The organism is Streptomyces sp. GD-15H (genome assembly GCF_045291515.1).
Lineage (GTDB): Bacteria > Actinomycetota > Actinomycetes > Streptomycetales > Streptomycetaceae > Streptomyces.
Window position 1 is genome coordinate 4,113,677 of record NZ_CP149447.1, and the last position, 14,884, is coordinate 4,128,560.

14 protein-coding genes, 1 tRNA gene and 1 pseudogene are annotated in these 14,884 nt (G+C 69.2%); 6 read left to right on the forward strand and 10 right to left on the reverse strand.

The genetic code is table 11. From position 1 onward, the window contains the following. The first annotated feature begins 85 nt into the window (after nucleotides 1–85). Together WJ438_RS19205 and WJ438_RS19210 are read left to right on the forward strand one after the other, a co-directional pair. Nucleotides 86–1,429: an FG-GAP and VCBS repeat-containing protein gene (locus WJ438_RS19205; RefSeq protein WP_406726344.1), complete on the forward strand. Its 1,344-nt coding sequence runs from the start codon at nucleotides 86–88 to the stop codon at nucleotides 1,427–1,429. A gap of 125 nt (nucleotides 1,430–1,554) precedes the next feature. Further along, nucleotides 1,555–2,619 carry a Yip1 family protein gene (locus tag WJ438_RS19210; protein ID WP_406726345.1) on the forward strand — a complete coding sequence of 355 codons (1,065 nt, stop codon included), beginning with the start codon at nucleotides 1,555–1,557 and terminating at the stop codon, nucleotides 2,617–2,619. Nucleotides 2,620–2,734: 115 nt separating this feature from the next. Here WJ438_RS19210 and WJ438_RS19215 read toward each other — a convergent pair whose 3' ends face one another. Together WJ438_RS19215 and dcd are read right to left on the reverse strand one after the other, a co-directional pair. Continuing rightward, nucleotides 2,735–3,259, reverse strand: a complete 525-nt coding sequence (locus WJ438_RS19215) for a phosphoribosyltransferase (protein WP_406726346.1) — start codon at nucleotides 3,257–3,259, stop codon at nucleotides 2,735–2,737. A 2-nt stretch (nucleotides 3,260–3,261) separates the two neighbouring features. Then, nucleotides 3,262–3,837: a dCTP deaminase gene (gene dcd, locus WJ438_RS19220; protein ID WP_406726347.1), complete on the reverse strand. Its 576-nt coding sequence runs from the start codon at nucleotides 3,835–3,837 to the stop codon at nucleotides 3,262–3,264. 532 nt (nucleotides 3,838–4,369) lie between these two features. On the opposite strand from dcd, the gene WJ438_RS19225 reads away from it, so the two are divergent. Further along, nucleotides 4,370–4,443, forward strand: a tRNA-Gly gene (locus WJ438_RS19225). A gap of 277 nt (nucleotides 4,444–4,720) precedes the next feature. Here the strand turns inward: WJ438_RS19225 and WJ438_RS19230 are convergent. Further along, complete coding sequence (locus WJ438_RS19230) at nucleotides 4,721–5,071, reverse strand: helix-turn-helix domain-containing protein (RefSeq protein WP_406726348.1); 351 nt, start codon at nucleotides 5,069–5,071, stop codon at nucleotides 4,721–4,723. Between the two features lie 9 nt (nucleotides 5,072–5,080). Then, entirely contained in the window at nucleotides 5,081–5,467 is a 387-nt protein-coding gene (locus tag WJ438_RS19235) for a type II toxin-antitoxin system RelE/ParE family toxin (protein ID WP_406726349.1), read from the reverse strand. A gap of 946 nt (nucleotides 5,468–6,413) precedes the next feature. Here WJ438_RS19235 and WJ438_RS19240 point away from each other — a divergent pair. Both WJ438_RS19240 and WJ438_RS19245 read left to right on the forward strand, forming a co-directional pair. Further along, on the forward strand, nucleotides 6,414–6,848 hold the full coding sequence (locus tag WJ438_RS19240; protein WP_406726350.1) for a hypothetical protein: 435 nt from the start codon (nucleotides 6,414–6,416) through the stop codon (nucleotides 6,846–6,848). Nucleotides 6,849–7,259: 411 nt separating this feature from the next. Further along, on the forward strand, nucleotides 7,260–9,464 hold the full coding sequence (locus tag WJ438_RS19245; protein WP_406726351.1) for a recombinase family protein: 2,205 nt from the start codon (nucleotides 7,260–7,262) through the stop codon (nucleotides 9,462–9,464). A gap of 20 nt (nucleotides 9,465–9,484) precedes the next feature. Here the strand turns inward: WJ438_RS19245 and WJ438_RS19250 are convergent. Next, nucleotides 9,485–9,580 (reverse strand): annotated as a pseudogene (locus WJ438_RS19250) (IS5/IS1182 family transposase); the annotation flags it as partial. Between WJ438_RS19250 and WJ438_RS19255 the strand changes: the two are divergent. Beyond that, nucleotides 9,572–10,489 (forward strand): MBL fold metallo-hydrolase, encoded by a 918-nt coding sequence (locus WJ438_RS19255; RefSeq protein WP_406729738.1) that lies wholly within the window; start codon nucleotides 9,572–9,574, stop codon nucleotides 10,487–10,489. The pseudogene WJ438_RS19250 and the gene WJ438_RS19255 overlap by 9 nt on opposite strands. A gap of 552 nt (nucleotides 10,490–11,041) precedes the next feature. Here WJ438_RS19255 and WJ438_RS19260 read toward each other — a convergent pair. From WJ438_RS19260 to WJ438_RS19280, 5 genes are all read right to left on the reverse strand, one after another. Next, nucleotides 11,042–11,932 carry a hypothetical protein gene (locus WJ438_RS19260; RefSeq protein WP_406726352.1) on the reverse strand — a complete coding sequence of 297 codons (891 nt, stop codon included), beginning with the start codon at nucleotides 11,930–11,932 and terminating at the stop codon, nucleotides 11,042–11,044. Continuing rightward, nucleotides 11,916–12,812, reverse strand: a complete 897-nt coding sequence (locus WJ438_RS19265; protein WP_406726353.1) for an aldo/keto reductase — start codon at nucleotides 12,810–12,812, stop codon at nucleotides 11,916–11,918. The genes WJ438_RS19260 and WJ438_RS19265 overlap by 17 nt, the downstream gene beginning before the upstream one ends. After that, nucleotides 12,809–13,993, reverse strand: coding sequence for a cupin domain-containing protein (locus WJ438_RS19270; protein WP_406726354.1), 1,185 nt, complete (start codon nucleotides 13,991–13,993; stop codon nucleotides 12,809–12,811). Before WJ438_RS19270 ends, WJ438_RS19265 begins: the two co-directional genes overlap by 4 nt. A 15-nt stretch (nucleotides 13,994–14,008) precedes the next feature. Next, nucleotides 14,009–14,152 carry a hypothetical protein gene (locus WJ438_RS19275; RefSeq protein ID WP_406726355.1) on the reverse strand — a complete coding sequence of 48 codons (144 nt, stop codon included), beginning with the start codon at nucleotides 14,150–14,152 and terminating at the stop codon, nucleotides 14,009–14,011. A 170-nt stretch (nucleotides 14,153–14,322) separates the two neighbouring features. After that, entirely contained in the window at nucleotides 14,323–14,862 is a 540-nt protein-coding gene (locus WJ438_RS19280; protein ID WP_406726356.1) for an ATP-binding protein, read from the reverse strand. Nucleotides 14,863–14,884: the final 22 nt, after the last annotated feature.

Genomic DNA, 14,884 nt, shown 5'->3' on the forward strand with positions numbered 1-14,884 from the left:
GTCCTTCGCCGGTCTCCTCGCCGACGATCACCCGTGAACCGCAGGCCGTCCACCCACACGGTCGCTCCCTCTCCCGGAGACCCACATGCGCAGACGCACCGCCGCCCTGGCCGCCGTTCTCCTGGCGAGCGGCCTCACCCCCGCCGTCCTCGCCACCCCCGCCTCCGCCGCCGTCGCCAAGCACTACGACGACTTCAACGGCGACGGCCACCGCGACCTCGCCTACCGCGGCAACAGCGACGTGGACCGCACGGGCGGCACCGTCACCATGGTGTACGGCACCAAGGGCGGCCTCGACACCACCCGCCCCCAGCTGATCCACCAGGACAGCGCGGGCATCCCGGGAGCGGGCGAGGAGGACGACTTGTTCGGTGAGTCCCTCGCGAGTGCCGACCTCAACAGGGACGGCTACGCGGACCTCGTCGTCGGCAACCCCAGCGAGCATGTCGGCAGCACCAAGTACCGGGGCACGGTCACCATCGTCTGGGGCTCGAAGTCCGGCCTGTCCGGCGGCACCAACGTCACCCCCAAGTCAGGGGCCGCCGGCCACTTCGGCCGCGACGTGGCCACCGGCGACTTCACCGGCGACGGCTCCCCCGACCTCGCGCTGATCGGGGGCGAGGAGGCATGGCTGTACCGCGGCCCGTTCACCAAGTCCGGCAGGACCGGCAGCGTGAGCAAGGTCGACAAGACGGGAGGCGGCTGGTACTCGCACGGCCTCGCCGCGGGCAAGGTCAATGGCGACGGCCGGACGAACCTGGTGCTTCTCGGCACCCAGTTCGCATCCGGCGGCGACAAGCCCCTCCACCGGATCTGGTTCCTCAAGGGCTCGTCCTCCGGTCTGACCTCCGGTCCGTACAAGACCTTCACCAGTGAACCCCGGGTCGCGGCGATCGGCGACTACGACAAGAACGGCTACGGCGACATCGCCGTCGGCCTGCCCGATCAGAGCAACGGCCGAGGCGCGGTCACCGTCTGGCGCGGCACCTCCTCCGGCCCGAGCGGCTCCACCACGTTCACCCAGGCCACCTCCGGCGTCTCCGGTTCACCCGAGGCGGACGACAACTTCGGCTACGCCGTGTCCGCCGCCGATGCGAACGGTGACGGTTACGCGGACCTCGCGGTCGGCGTCCCGCACGAGGACGTCGACGGCAGGGTGGACCAAGGATGCGTCCACTTCTTCCGTGGCGGCTCGGGCGGCCTGAGCGGTTCCCGTTCGTCGTGGATCCCCCAGACGGTCCTGGGCCCGGCCGACGCGTACTCCTCGTTCGGAAGCTCCGTGCGCCTGCGCGACCTCACGGCCGACGGCCGCGCGGACCTCGGGCTGGGCGCGCAGGGCCGCGGGATCCTGCTGCGCGGCACGAGCACCGTGCCGACGACCAACGCCGCGGTGGTCCTCCCCGAGTTCGCCGGCGGCTTCCTCGACTGACGCCGGGCCGTCCCGGACGGTCACCGGTACGCCCCGGTACTCCCCGGGCCGACGCCCGCTCTCCGTCCTGCGGAGGACCGCCCCCCTACGCAGGACGGAGAGCGGACCTGACCTCCCCTTAGGGGATGTCACAGCTCGGCCGCAAAGGCGGCCCCGGAACCCCGGGCCCGGCCCACCGCTCCCCGGGACCAGGTACGTTCGATGACGTGGCTGGATTCAGGATCGGACGCGGCCGGGACAACAACGGCGCTCCTCACGCGCGACCGCAACACCCCCCGTACGGGCAGCAGACGCCGCAGGGACCGCCGTACGGCTCCCCGCAGGCGCCGCAGCCGTACCCGCAGCAGCCGCCGTACGGCGGGGGTGGCAACGGCGGTGGCGGCTCGTGGCCGCAAGTGCACCGCGGCCCCGGCGGCCCCGGTCGCCCCGGCGGCGGCTACGGCGGTCAGCACGGTCACGGCGGCGGCCACGGCGAGCCGGAGTACTTCGGCGACGGCGGCGCGCACCCGGGCGGCCCGCAGGCGGGGTACGACCCGTACGCGGCCAACAACCCGGGCCACACCCAGGCCTTCTCGGTCAGCGAGGACCCCTACCAGCAGGACGGTACGTACCACGGCGGCGCGGCTGCCCCCGCCCCCGGCCCGGTCGGCCCGCCCCTGCCCTGGAAGGCTCTGCTGAAGGGCGTCGTCACCGCCCCCGACCAGACGTTCCTGAGGATGCGCGACTACACGATGTGGGTCCCCGCCCTCATCGTCACGTTCCTCTACGGCCTGCTCGCGGTCTTCGGTTTCGAGGGCGCCCGCGAGGAGGCGATCGGCGCCACCCTGTCCAACGCCATCCCGATCGTCCTGACGACGGCCGTGGCGATGGTGATCAGCTTCTTCGTCCTGGGCGCGGTCACCCACACCCTGGCCCGTCAGCTCGGCGGCAACGGCGCCTGGCAGCCCACGGTCGGCCTGTCCATGCTGATCACGTCCATCACCGACGCCCCCCGGCTGGTCTTCGCGATGTTCGCGAGCGGCGACGCCACGTTCGTCCAGCTCCTCGGCTGGGCCACCTGGGTCGCGGCCGGCGCGCTGCTCACCCTGATGGTCGGCCGCTCCCACGACCTGCCCTGGCCGAAGGCCCTGGGCGCGTCCGCGATCCAGCTGATCGCCCTGCTGTCGATCGTGAAGCTGGGCACGTTCTGAGCCACGAGACGGCGAGGGGGTGAACGGCGAACCGCTCACCCCCTCCCTTCTTGCTTGCGACTTCCGGCCTCAGGTTGCGGCTTCCGGCCTCAGGCCTTTGACCTCCGGCCGGTGCTCACAGCGCGTCCCTGGACGGTGTGACCGGCTCCCCCGACCTCCGTACCGGTGGCAGGACACTCCACGGGAAGTTGATCCAGTCGTCGGTCCGCTTCCAGACGTACTCGCACTTCACCAGCGACTGCGACTTCTCGTAGACGACGGCGCTGCGCACCTCGGCGACGGCGTCGAGGCAGAAGTCGCGGACGAGCTTGAGCGTCTTGCCGGTGTCGGCGACGTCGTCGGCGATCAGCACCTTCTTGTCGGTGAAGTCGATGAGGTTGGGCACGGGGGCGAGCATGACCGGCATCTCGAGCGTGGTGCCCACCCCGGTGTAGAACTCGACGTTCACCAGGTGGAGGTTCTTGCAGTCGAGGGCGTAGGCGAGCCCGCCGGCGACGAAGACACCGCCGCGCGCGATGCTGAGCACGACGTCCGGCCGGTACCCGTCGTCGACGACGGCCTGTGCGAGTTCACGCACGGCCACACCGAACTGCTCGTAGCTGAGATCCTCCCGCCGCGGACGGCTGTTTTGCTCACTCATGCCTATACCTGGGTGCGGTGGAAGTTGAGGAAGGACCGCGAGGCCGTGGGCCCGCGCTGCCCCTGGTAGCGGGACCCGTACCGCTCACTGCCGTAGGGGAAGTCGGAGGGCGAACTGAGCCGGAAGAGACACAGCTGGCCGATCTTCATCCCGGGCCACAGCTTGATCGGAAGCGTCGCGAGGTTCGACAGCTCCAGGGTCACGTGCCCGGAGAAACCGGGGTCGATGAACCCGGCGGTGGAGTGGGTGACGAGCCCGAGCCGCCCCAGCGAACTCTTCCCTTCGAGCCGCGAGGCGAGATCGGTGGGCAGTGAGATGACCTCATACGTGCTGGCCAGCACGAACTCACCGGGATGCAGGATGAACGGTTCATCCCCCTCCGGCTCCACCAGCCGGGTCAGCTCCGCCTGCTCGACGGACGGGTCGATGTGCGGGTACCGGTGGTTCTCGAACACCCGGAAGTAGCGGTCGAGGCGCACGTCGACACTGGACGGCTGCACCATGGATTCGTCGTAGGGATCGACCCGTACCCGCCCAGCGTCGATCTCGGCCCGGATGTCCTTGTCAGAGAGAAGCACGGCCCCGAGGATACGCAAGGCGCGCGGACCGGCCACAATCGCCGTCCCACGCGCCCACGCCCTGGTGACCCTGCCGGTCTCCCCCGTGCCCTCGCTTACCGCTTCTGGTGAGCGACCGGCACGACGCTGCGAAGCCGCGCACAGCGCGGACACCGCAAGAGCCGGCCGGGGCCGAGTCGCTCGGCCTGCTGCATCGGGAACGAGGCGGCGGTAAACACGTGCCCATCGGCACAGCGGACGACGGTGCGCTCCATCAAGTCCAAAAGTCCCTTCCCCAAGAGCCGCGCCTGGCTTCCTGCCCTGACGCCAAAGGCACATTACGGGATCAAAGGGACGACCCTCCAGGCGGCACTCCAGGCCCGCCCGGCCCCTCACCGACACCCCCACCGTACGCCCCAACTCCAGCCCTCCGTACCCACTTCCACCCCTGAAACGCCATCAGGCCCCCGGGACCTGAAACACCGGAGACCTGCCATGGGGTAGAGTGAGTGAGCATCCGGCCACCGGTCGATTCCGGGGGTCTGGATCATACGCGGGTGTAGTTTAATGGTAGAACATCAGCTTCCCAAGCTGAGAGCGCGAGTTCGATTCTCGTCACCCGCTCCACGACGAAACCCCAGGTCAGCGGCCTGGGGTTTGTGTTTTGTCGCTGACTCTTCGGTGCTTTTCACACCACCGTGCACTCGAAGATTGGGCACGCGGAGGGCCCGAACGCTTAGTTGAGACCGGGCAACCACTGCTCCTCACGCCAGTGCGTGCCGTTGACCTGCCGTTTCACGCCAAGCTATGCAAGGTCGAATAGGGAGAGCCCTCAGCCTGCTGTTCCCCGAAAGACGCTGCCGGCGGTGCGTCGCATGCACCGCGCGCAAAGCCTTCGGGCCAGCTACGCCGCCGCGCTGCCCTGATCACCGCTTGCCGGCATCCGCAGCGTGTGATCGCCGAAGTCGGCAACCAGGTCCAACCTGCCGCCGAGCGCCTCGACGTAGCGTGCGATGACATCGAGAGTGGCGGCCTCGCCGTGCTCGATCTGGGATACGCGAGCGATGCTCACACCCATGCGGGCAGCCACATCCCTCTGGGCCAGCCCGTACTGATTGCGCGCCTCGGCGAGTTGATGACCACGGGCTTCCGCCAGCAGCCGACGTGAACCAGCTTCCACCTCAGCGCGATCCACACCGGCCGAGTACAGCTCCTGCTCCAGGGTCTCCCAGTCCTGTGGGGCCTTCTTGGGCATGCTCACTCCTCAGTCCTCCGTGTCACCGGTGTAGTCGCGGTAGAGCTGTTCAGCCAGAGGAATGTTGTCGCGGTACCAACGATCCCAGTTTCCCGCCTTATCGCCGCCGAGGAGTAACAGGGCCGATCGAGTCGGATCAAAGGCGAAGATGATCCGGATCTCGGACCGGCCACCCGATCCCGGCCTCAGCTCCTTGAGGTGATGCAGGTCCGATCCCTTCAGCCGGTCGACAAGAGGACGGCCCAGAGTGGGGCCAGCGTCACGCAGTGCGGTAACGGCCTGGGCAACCTGTGAGGCAGAACCGAGATCCTCCTTGATCAGCTGCCGGAACCACTCCGCGTACTCATCGGTGACCTTGATCGCCCAGCTCAAGCCGACTCCCCTCGACACCAGCATGAGCAGCTTAAGGATTTCCTTAAACGGCGGCAAGCTAACTGTTCCGGCACTGACCCCGCCGACAGGACTCCCTCATGGACCACCGCCCATGGTGGGAGGCCCCGCATCTCTCACCACACTCAGAAGCTCACGCCATGCGCGAATAACGGCGCTCACGTCCAGCAGGAGTTCTCGCACCTGGCGGAGCAGCACGCGCACCACGAACAGTCCTACGGCGGCGCCCCACCCCATCGGGCTGCCTTCTCACCTCGGGCAGCAGGGACCTCACCGTGAGGGCTGAGGTCTTTACCTGGAGAGGTAAATCTCTCGATCTTGAGTTGCGGTATCGCGCCGCGTCCACCGCCCTGGGCACCAGGTTGCCCGTCATGGAGATCAAAGTCTGCAGCGTAGAAACGGCATTTTTTGATCTTACGAACCAGGGCAGGGGACCGGCATCCATGTGCAGTCGCGACGCCCCCCTCAGTCGACCTACGCGTCGACGAGCCCGAGCACGGAGGAGGCGGCATAGGCACGGCACTCGTCCACCTCACGGCATCGTGCCCACAGCGTGCCCTTCAGAGCGGAGAACTACGGTCAACAGCGGTGCCACCAAGCGCTCACGCCTGCAGTGGTACAACGGATCTGTGCAGGTCGGCAGCCATGTAGGTGCACAAGCACCGTCGCTTCCCAAGCTGAGAGCGCGAGTTCGATTCTCGTCACCCGCTCCACACGAAACTCCCAGGTCAGAGATCCGGGGGTTCTTTGTTGTCATCGTCGAGCCCGGCGACCTCCCGTTGCCGCTCCTCGTCGGGATGCTGTTGGACCGGCGCGGCCTTCCCACACGGCCGGTAGGCCCGCACCGTCGTTCTCCTGAGCGGCCGGGGCAGGCGCTCACACACCGGCCGACCTTTTTCTCCGTCTAGGGCCTGTCCGGCGGATCTTGCTGGGCGCCGGGCATGATGCTGGAGTGGATGACTGGGCAGATTTCTTCAGCGCGCCTGATCGCGAGTCGGCGGCTGCAGTCAAGGGCTTCAGCCCGTGCCGAGCGTTCAAGATCGTTCCTGTGGGTATCTACGATCCCGCGGACGCCGTAGTCGAGTGGGAGAGCCTCTTCACTGGAGACAGTCCGCAAGAGCTCATGCGGGCTGGCGAGCCGCAGGTACTGACTGAGATCACGAACGATGGCTGCTACGTCTTCGTGATTTCGGAGCGGCTCCAGGCCCTGCTCGCGACTGAGGATCCGCTGCGACTCGAAGATGTGGCTCGTAAGTGGTCGCACCTGCGGCGGGTCGATGGGGAGTTCATCGAGGAAGGCGAGGCCGTGAGCCACCTTGCTGAGCTGGCATCTCTGGCCCGCACTGCCACTGGCCAGGGTGCCCGGCTCTACTGCTCCGTGCGGTAGCAGTCTGGGAGGCACCACAGCCTGATCGAGGCGAGGGTGATCGTGCCGTGAAACACGTATGCGCGCTTGTCGTAACGCGTGGCAACGGCCCGGGACTGCTTGAGCCGATTGATCGTCCGCTCGAGCAGCAAGCCGTACTGCACACGTAGGTGTGTCTGGCCCGGGGAATGTCCCGGTCGTAGGGGTTGAGGGCCTGCTCGCGGTCGCCGCTGCCGTTCAGCGGTTGCGTGAGCGGTCGACTGGTGCAAAGGAGGGTGGTGAGTCGCAGTGGACGAGTGTGTCGTCGCTGAGCCCCCCAGATCCCGTGGTGGGGAGCCGTCCCGGAGCTGAACCGGCAGCCGGCGGTGCGGCTGCCGGGGGTGCTGGCCGTGCGGATGGTGACCGCTGCGGACCCGGACCGAGGGAACGGGGGTGAGCGCGGTGAGCACGACGGTCACCGCCCCGTGGGCAGGGGGTGAGGGCAAGGTCCGACCCTGGCAGCGCGACCGCCTTGCGGTGATCTATGTCCGCCAGTCGACGCCGCAGCAGGTGCTCGACCACGCCGAGTCCACCCGGCTGCAGTACGGGCTCACGCAGCGGGCCGTCGATCTGGGCTGGTCCCCGTCCCGGGTGCTGGTGATCGAAGAGGACCTGGGGCATTCCGCGTCCGGACTCCAGGACCGTCCCGGCTTCCAGCGGCTGGTCACCGAGATCGGACTGGACCACGTCGGCCTCGTTCTCGGCAGCGAGATGTCCCGCCTGGCCCGCTGCGGGCGCGAATGGCACCAGCTGGAGCTGTGCGCCCTCTCCGGTGCGGTGCTGGCGGACATCGACGGGATCTACGATCCGGCCGAGTACAACGACCGCATGCTGCTCGGGCTGAAGGGAACGATCAGCGAGGCCGAACTGCACCTGATCAAGCAGCGGATGTGGAACGGGCGGATCGGCAAGGCCCGCCGCGGCGAGCCGGCCGTGCCGCTGCCGGTGGGCTATGGGCGGCTGCCGGACGGCGAGGTCGTCTTCGACCCGGACGAGCAGGTGCAGGCCGTGGTCCGTCTGGTCTTTGATCTGTTCGACGAACTGGCCACGGTCAACGCGGTGTTGCGGTTCCTGGTCGACCACGGCATCCAGATGGGCATCCGGGTGCGCGCGGGACCCGAGCGCGGGAGGCTGGTCTGGCGCCGTCCCGGCCGGATCGTCCTCCAGAACATGCTGCGCCACCCGGCCTATGCCGGGGTCTACGTCTACGGCCGCAGCCGCACCGATCCCCGCCGGCGCTGGCCGGGAGGCCCGTTCACCGGCCGGGTCCGCACCCCGCGCGAGGACCGGCTGGTCTGCCTGCCCGGCGTCCTGCCCGCCTATATCAGCACCGAGCGGCACGAACGCAACCTGGCCCGGATCGAGGCGAACCGGGCCCGTGCTCAGAGCATGGGCGCCCTGCGCGACGGGCCGGCGCTGCCGGCCGGGCTGGTCTTCTGCGGCCGGTGCGAAAAGCGCATGGTCGTGCGCTACCAGCGCGGCGAGGGCAAAGGGCTGCGGCCGGCCTACGAGTGCAGCCGGGCCAAGACCGACTACGGCGGCGAGCTGTGCCAGCAGCTGTCCGGGGTCTGCGTCGACCGGTATGTCACCGGCCTGCTGCTGGCCGCGATGGCGCCGGCTGCGCTGGAGGTCTCGCTGCAAGCCGCCGAGCAGGCCCAACTCCGGCGGGGTGAGGTGGACCGGATCTGGCGCCAGCGCCTGGAGCGGGCGGACTATGCCGCAGGCCGGGCCCGGCGCCAATACCAGCTGGCCGAGCCCGAGAACCGCCTGGTAGTCCGGGAGTTGGAGAAGGACTGGGAGCGTGCGCTGGCCGAGCTGCAGCGCCTGGGCGAGGCCTACGACCGCTTCGCCGCGGCCCGGCCCCGCCTCCTCACCGCCGCCGAGCGCGACCAGATCCGGACCCTGGCCGCCGACCTGCCCGCCCTCTGGCGGGCACCCACCACCACCGACGCGGACCGCAAGCAGCTCATCCGGCACCTGATCGAGAAGGTCCACCTCACCGTCATCGGCGACAGTGAACGCGTCACCGCCCAAGTCACCTGGGTCGGCGGGCACCGCACGAGGAGCGAACTCGCCCGCCCGGTTGCCCGCCCGGACCAGCTCGGCTACTACCCCCAACTGGCCGCACGGGCCCGTGCACTCGCCGCGGCCGGGCACTCCGCCCCGGCCGTCGCGAAGATCCTCAACGCCGAGGGCTTCCGCCCGCCCAAACGCCGCGCACACTTCGGCACTCAGGGCGTGCGCAGGCTGCTGCAGGAGCTGGGCTGCGTCAGCCGGCAGGAACAGAACCTCCGCCAGAAGGCACCCTCACTCGGCCCGCACCGGTGGTGGCTGACCGACCTCGCCCGCGAGACCGGCGTGCCCCGGGTGACCCTCTTCGGATGGATCAAGCGAGGCTGGGTCACCGCCCACCAGCAACACGACTCCCGCCGGTCCTGGGTTGTCCATGCCGGCCCCGCAGAGGTCGAACGACTCCGCCGGCTCCACCGGCAGTCCCGCGGCCACCGCCCACGACAGGCCTGGCTCGACCACCAGCAGGCGGCGATAATCCCGAACGAGGAAGGAACCCGAGGCGATGATGCCGAACCGCAACTATGACAGCACTGCGGCTTGCTCGTCTCGACTTCGTTGCGGCGCTTGTACATCTCCTTGTCGAAGCCGGCGGGTCGGCCTCCCCGGCTGCCGCGCCGTCGGCGGTTGGCCCGCTGGTCCCGGCCACGACCGCCACCGCCTCGGCCGGGGACAGCGGCCGGGGCCGTGGCCCAGCCGCCGGTTCGGCGTCGTTCCACTGGCTCGGCACCGCCGGCTGGCGTATCGACGTGGGCGACCGGACCGTCCTCTTCGATCCGTATCTCACCCGTTTCCCCACGGGTCTGTTCGACGGCGCTTTCGATCCGCGGACCCCCCTGCGGACCCGGCCGGAGATCGTGGACGCGCACATCGGCCGCCCCGAACTCGTCCTGGTCAGCCACTCCCACTGGGACCACCTCGCCGACGTGCCTCACATCGCCAGGACCACCGGCGCCCGCGTGGTCGGCACCGAGACCACGTACCACCTGCTGGTCTCCCTGGGGGTGGACGCGGGGCAGATCTCCGTGGTGAAGGGCGGCGAGGTGCTGGACTTCGGGGGGATCACAGTCGAGGTCGTGCCGAGCTTGCACAGCCGCAACAAGAAGTTCTCCTACTTCGCCCCGGGCACGCTGAACGCCCCGCCCACGACGGTCCCGAGCACCATCGCGGACCTGCCCGAGGGCGACACCCTCGCCTTCCAGGTAACTGCCGGGGCCGGCGGCCCGTCGGCGTTCCTCATGGGGGCCAGTGACTTCTCCGAGCGGGCAGTGCGTGGCCTGCGCCCCGACCTCGCGATGATCGCCGTGCCCTCCAGCACGGTCACCCCCCGCTACGTGCCCCGACTGCTGCGTGCGCTGGACACCCCCGGCGTCGTCGTACCCGTCCACTGGGACGACTTCGAAGTGCCTCTGAGTAGTTCACCCGTACGGGACCCGGCGATGGATCTGGACGCGTTCCTCGCCCAGGTCGAGAAGGTGTCCCCGGCAGCGCGAGTCGTCCTCCCGGACTACCGGACCGTGTACGACAGCGACATGCGCCCCGCAGGGGAATAGCAGGCCGGTACGCCATGCATGCGTACAGTTGCAACGACACCGCTCAGCCGGTCTGCGAGTCGAGATGCTCCAAGCACTGTGGAGGCCACACCGACACCGTGCTCCTCAACTTCGCGGCGCCGTGCCCACAGCGTGCCCGTAAGAGCAGACAACCACGGTCGACAGCGGCGCGATCCGGCCCGAGCGACCGCACCAAGAAGAGACATAGGGGCAGGTCAGAACCACTGAACCCCTGGAAGCGCCATCGCTTCCCAAGCTGAGAGCGCGAGTTCGATTCTCGTCACCCGCTCCATGCGAAACCCCCAGGTCAGAGACCCGGGGGTTCTTTGTTGTCCAGACCGGTCGGCGGGCACCGCACCACAACCGCACCATTAGCTTTCCGGTGACTCCTCCTTGTGGTGCGCGCGGTCGCCGGTGTGGTGCTTCGCACGTTCGGCCCGCACGAGGTCAACGAGGCCAGTGGCGATTTCCCGTTGCCGGGGCTCGTCCTGATGTATCAGCGTTGCCTGGCCGGGGCCGTCCGGTGTCCCCGCCGACTCGGCGGTGAAAGGCTCAGTGACCGGTCACCCCATCGGCCGTCATCCGGTGCCAGACCTCTTCCGCCCGCCGCCGAAGAGCGGGAACGAGTTCCAGGTTGTCCCCGCGTCCGGCGCTCTGCAGGAGTTCGGTGATGACCACCAGCTCCGCGAAGCGCCCGGCGTCACTGTCAAGACCAGTGGAAAGTTCCCGGCGGACGCGTTCGGCGGTCTCCGGCATCGTGAGGCTGTAGGCGTGCAGGAGTGCTGCGTCATCGCCGGCCGGGGCGGTGCCCCAGCCTTCCCAGTCCAGGATGCCGAGTTCGGGACCGGCGAGGTTGGCCCAGTGCAGGTCACCGTGTGCGGTGGACCACGCGGGCGGAGTCGTGGGCACCCCGCTGCCGAGGAAAGCGAGGTACTTCGGCATGGCGCGATCCAGGTATGCCCGGCGTACGGCCGTCCGGTCGGTACGGACCACCGAGAGGCGGTCGAGGGCCTTGCGGAGGCCATCCCACCAGGCTGTTGCCAGACGGAGCGGGGCGGCGAGTACCGGAGTGGACGAAAGGGTTCCGTCGGCGACAAGGTCATACAGCTCTGCTTTGTACGCCTCCTCCCCCTCTGTCCACTGTCGTACGAGACGAAGACAAGGGCGCGGCACCTGCCGGGGTACCAACTGCTCGGCGTCCTCCGGTCCCCTCCACAGCTTGCCGCTCGTCTTGTCCACCGGGCTGTGGACGACGCGCAGCCATGCCTGCCCGTAGGGCCCGGTGACGGGTCGGCCCAGCGTCCGTCCCCTCCACCCCCACGCCTCCTGCGTGCCTCCGCTGGACGGCCGAGGGTCCAGGACCACCCCGAGGAAGCCGCACGCCACGGCGTGAGCCCTCCGCATGCGCGCGGCGACCTCGGGGTCGTCAGGTTCCGAGGACATCGATGACCTTTCTCAGGCGATCGGGCGACAAGGGCTCGCAGGCCTCAGCACCCAAGGCGTCGGCCCAGTGTGCCGGTGTGCTCGACGACAGCAGGACACGCGACACCCCGGGAGCCGACAGGGCGACCAAGAGCGCGGCCTGCGCCGGGGAGGCAGCGTGGTCGATGACGCGCACCAGTTCCTCCGTCATCACGCCGAGGAGCTCACCGCCTCCGAGCGGGGCCGCTGCGAAGACATCGAGCTCCGCTTCCCGTGCCTCTACCAGTGCTCCGCACCCGTCGAGTGCGTCCGCCACCACGGCGAGTCGAATGAGTGAGACCGGGAACTGCACAGCTCGGAAGTGGTGGTGTGGCCCGCCCACGGTTTCCGCAAGTGCCGTGAGTTCGGGGATGGTGAACATGCCTTTCGCCAGGCCCGCCCAAGTGGCGACGCCGTAGCCGCCGATCTTGCCGGTGTCCGCCGCGCTCTCCAGTTCCTCGAATGCCTCGGTCAGCGTCCGCGACAGATCAGCTCGGTCCGTCCGGCCGTGTTCCGGATTGTGGACGAAGACCAGGTCCGGGACGCGGCCGAGGCGGGCGCGACTGCGGGCGAGCTGCCAGGCGATGTAGGGACGTGCCAGGCAGTGGCCTTGATCGCGGTCGTACGGCGGCACCCCGGCGTCCCGAGCGGCCTGCCGGTCGAAGTCGGGCACGAAACCGACCTTGGTCGAGACACGTACCTGGGGACACGCGTCGAGGACCGGCCGCAGAGATGCCTCGGCCGTACCGGATGCGTAGTTCGGCGCCGTATCGATCCATGTCACCCCGGCGTCCAAGGCCGCGGCCACCGACTGCGACACGTCACGGCACCGGTACGTCCCGGCCGCCAGTTGGGCGCTCATCCAGCCCGCTCCACGGCCGCGACCTCGCCGTCCACCAGTTCGCTCACGAGTTGCGCCACTTGTCCGACGCGAAGTCCGGCCGCTCGGGCGAGTGTGTCCAGGCGGTGATGGCCTCCGTCCACGAGGAGGGCCAGCAGGGGCGCGACCTGCGAGGAGAAGGTCCATTCCTCTCCCCCTGCCGTCAGCACCGCGTGACCCTCCCTGTCGCTGTGCAGCCGGGCGCGAGCGGTTACCAGGTGTACGGCGAGAGCGGGGTCGGGCGGTACGCCCTCGACGTACGGCAGTGAGGGCACGAGGCGGGCCCGGTCGGTGGCGTCCCGCATGGTGAGGAAGCGGTCGAGTAGCGTCCCGTCCTCGAACTCCCTCATGACGAGGTCGCCGAGGGACCGCACGAAGTCCGCCTTCTCTTCCTCGGTCCCGAAGCGTGGCAGGTCGCTGCGCACGGTCGTCTCGCGGCGCAGGTCCTCGGAGAGCCACTGGAGGAGGTCGGCGCCGGTCGTCGTCTGCATGCCGCAGGTGAGGTGGAGGGAGTGAACGCCTTCGGAAGCGGCGACCGCATGCCACCAACCGCGCGGCAGGTACAGCATGTCTCCGGCGTGCAGGACCAGTTCGACGAGCGGCTCGTTCGGCGGCGGTTCGGGGAGGTCCGTGTCCCGGTGGAGCGGAACTTGCCTCGTGGGGCCGTGGATGCGCCATCGTTTGGCGCCGTCGAGCTGGAGGACGAGCACGTCGTGGTCGTCCCAGTGGACTCCGAAGCCTTCCTCGGGGGTCCAGGAGGCGTAGGCGTTGACCTGGATGCCGGTGCGCAGGTGTCGTTCCAGTTCCTGGGCGAGGTGGCCGACGCCCGGGTGCAACTCGTCGATCGCGTCCAGGACGAGGGTGGCGCCCTCGGCGAGGTGGCGGTGCAGCTCGGCGGGCTTGAGCCGGTGCCACACGGTGCTGCGACGGGTGGTGACCGGCGCCGAGTAAGCGTGTTGGGGCAGCGCCTCGCCGCCCGCCGAGAGGCGCAGGCGGGGCGGTTCGAGCCGGTGGCGGGTGAGCAGGGCGTTCAGATCGTCCCAGCCGAGCAGGCCGCCGAAGCAGTCCGGCTCACCGGGAAAGTGGCGGTAGGTGCGGCCGTACACCTGGGCGAGGAAGTCCTCGCCCAGGCGCGCGACCACCGCGGGTACGCCGGTGGTCATCGGTTACGGCCCTTCTCAGTCGTTGCCGTCGGAACGGCCGGTGGAACCGCCGTCCGAGGGCTGCTCGGCCCGCGAACGGGCGGCGGCGATCCGGCGACGGGCAGCCAGCAGGCCGTGGTCCTCCTGATCGCCGTTCGTGGTGACGTTCTGCTCGGGCATGGCTGTCTCCTTCGGTGTGGGCGGAAGCGAGCCGGTTGCCCGCTCCCTGGCTGTGGCGTCTCCGGCGGCCCCACCGGGCGGTGGCGGCCCGGCCGGAGGCGCCTGTACCCGACTTCGGGACTCGTGCGTCCGAAGTCGGGTGGTCAGTGGTCAGGGGTCAGGGGCAGTTATCAGATGGCTGTGACATGCGCACGGGAGCCGCTGAGCACGCTGCATCCCGGTTCGGCAACCGCCACCGACTGCCGTGCACCCCCGAACGAGAGATCGCTTACACATGCGGTGGGAGACGGGCGGAACGGCGGGGGTGAGCAACTGCCGACCTCGAACCAGACCACCTTTCCGTCCGTGGTCGGCCGGGTGCCCCATGCCTGGGCAAGACCGTCGACCAACTGCAGTCCGCGCCCGCTCTCCTCGTCCAGGTCGGCCGACGCCCGCTGCGGGAGCAGGCCGCCTTCCGCGTCCTCGGCTTCCAGGCGCACGCGGGTCCCGTCCCAGCTCACCGTGACCTGGCAGCCCTGCCCCGTGTGCACCACGGCGTTCGCAATCACCTCACCGGCCAGAAGCTCCAGCGTCTCGACCGTGTCCTCCGCGAGTGGCAAGTCCCAGTCACGGACAATCGCGACAACCCTGCGACGAGCGGAAGGAACGGAGCTGACGTCGGACGGGACATGGAGGGACGAGGACTTCGGGGCGGTTGTTCGGAACGACATGGAGGGCGAACCTTCCTTGCTG

Excerpts from the sequence above, each read along its gene's own strand:
- WJ438_RS19265 (WP_406726353.1), bottom strand. The coding sequence starts at position 12,812 with ATGAGCGCCCAACTGGCGGCCGGGACGTACCGGTGCCGTGACGTGTCG.
- WJ438_RS19260 (WP_406726352.1), bottom strand. The coding sequence starts at position 11,932 with ATGTCCTCGGAACCTGACGACCCCGAGGTCGCCGCGCGCATGCGGAGG.
- WJ438_RS19275 (WP_406726355.1), bottom strand. The coding sequence starts at position 14,152 with ATGCCCGAGCAGAACGTCACCACGAACGGCGATCAGGAGGACCACGGC.
- WJ438_RS19210 (WP_406726345.1), top strand. The coding sequence starts at position 1,555 with ATGTCACAGCTCGGCCGCAAAGGCGGCCCCGGAACCCCGGGCCCGGCC.
- WJ438_RS19280 (WP_406726356.1), bottom strand. The coding sequence starts at position 14,862 with ATGTCGTTCCGAACAACCGCCCCGAAGTCCTCGTCCCTCCATGTCCCG.
- WJ438_RS19270 (WP_406726354.1), bottom strand. The coding sequence starts at position 13,993 with ATGACCACCGGCGTACCCGCGGTGGTCGCGCGCCTGGGCGAGGACTTC.
- WJ438_RS19215 (WP_406726346.1), bottom strand. The coding sequence starts at position 3,259 with ATGAGTGAGCAAAACAGCCGTCCGCGGCGGGAGGATCTCAGCTACGAG.
- WJ438_RS19230 (WP_406726348.1), bottom strand. The coding sequence starts at position 5,071 with ATGCCCAAGAAGGCCCCACAGGACTGGGAGACCCTGGAGCAGGAGCTG.
- WJ438_RS19235 (WP_406726349.1), bottom strand. The coding sequence starts at position 5,467 with ATGCTGGTGTCGAGGGGAGTCGGCTTGAGCTGGGCGATCAAGGTCACC.
- WJ438_RS19205 (WP_406726344.1), top strand. The coding sequence starts at position 86 with ATGCGCAGACGCACCGCCGCCCTGGCCGCCGTTCTCCTGGCGAGCGGC.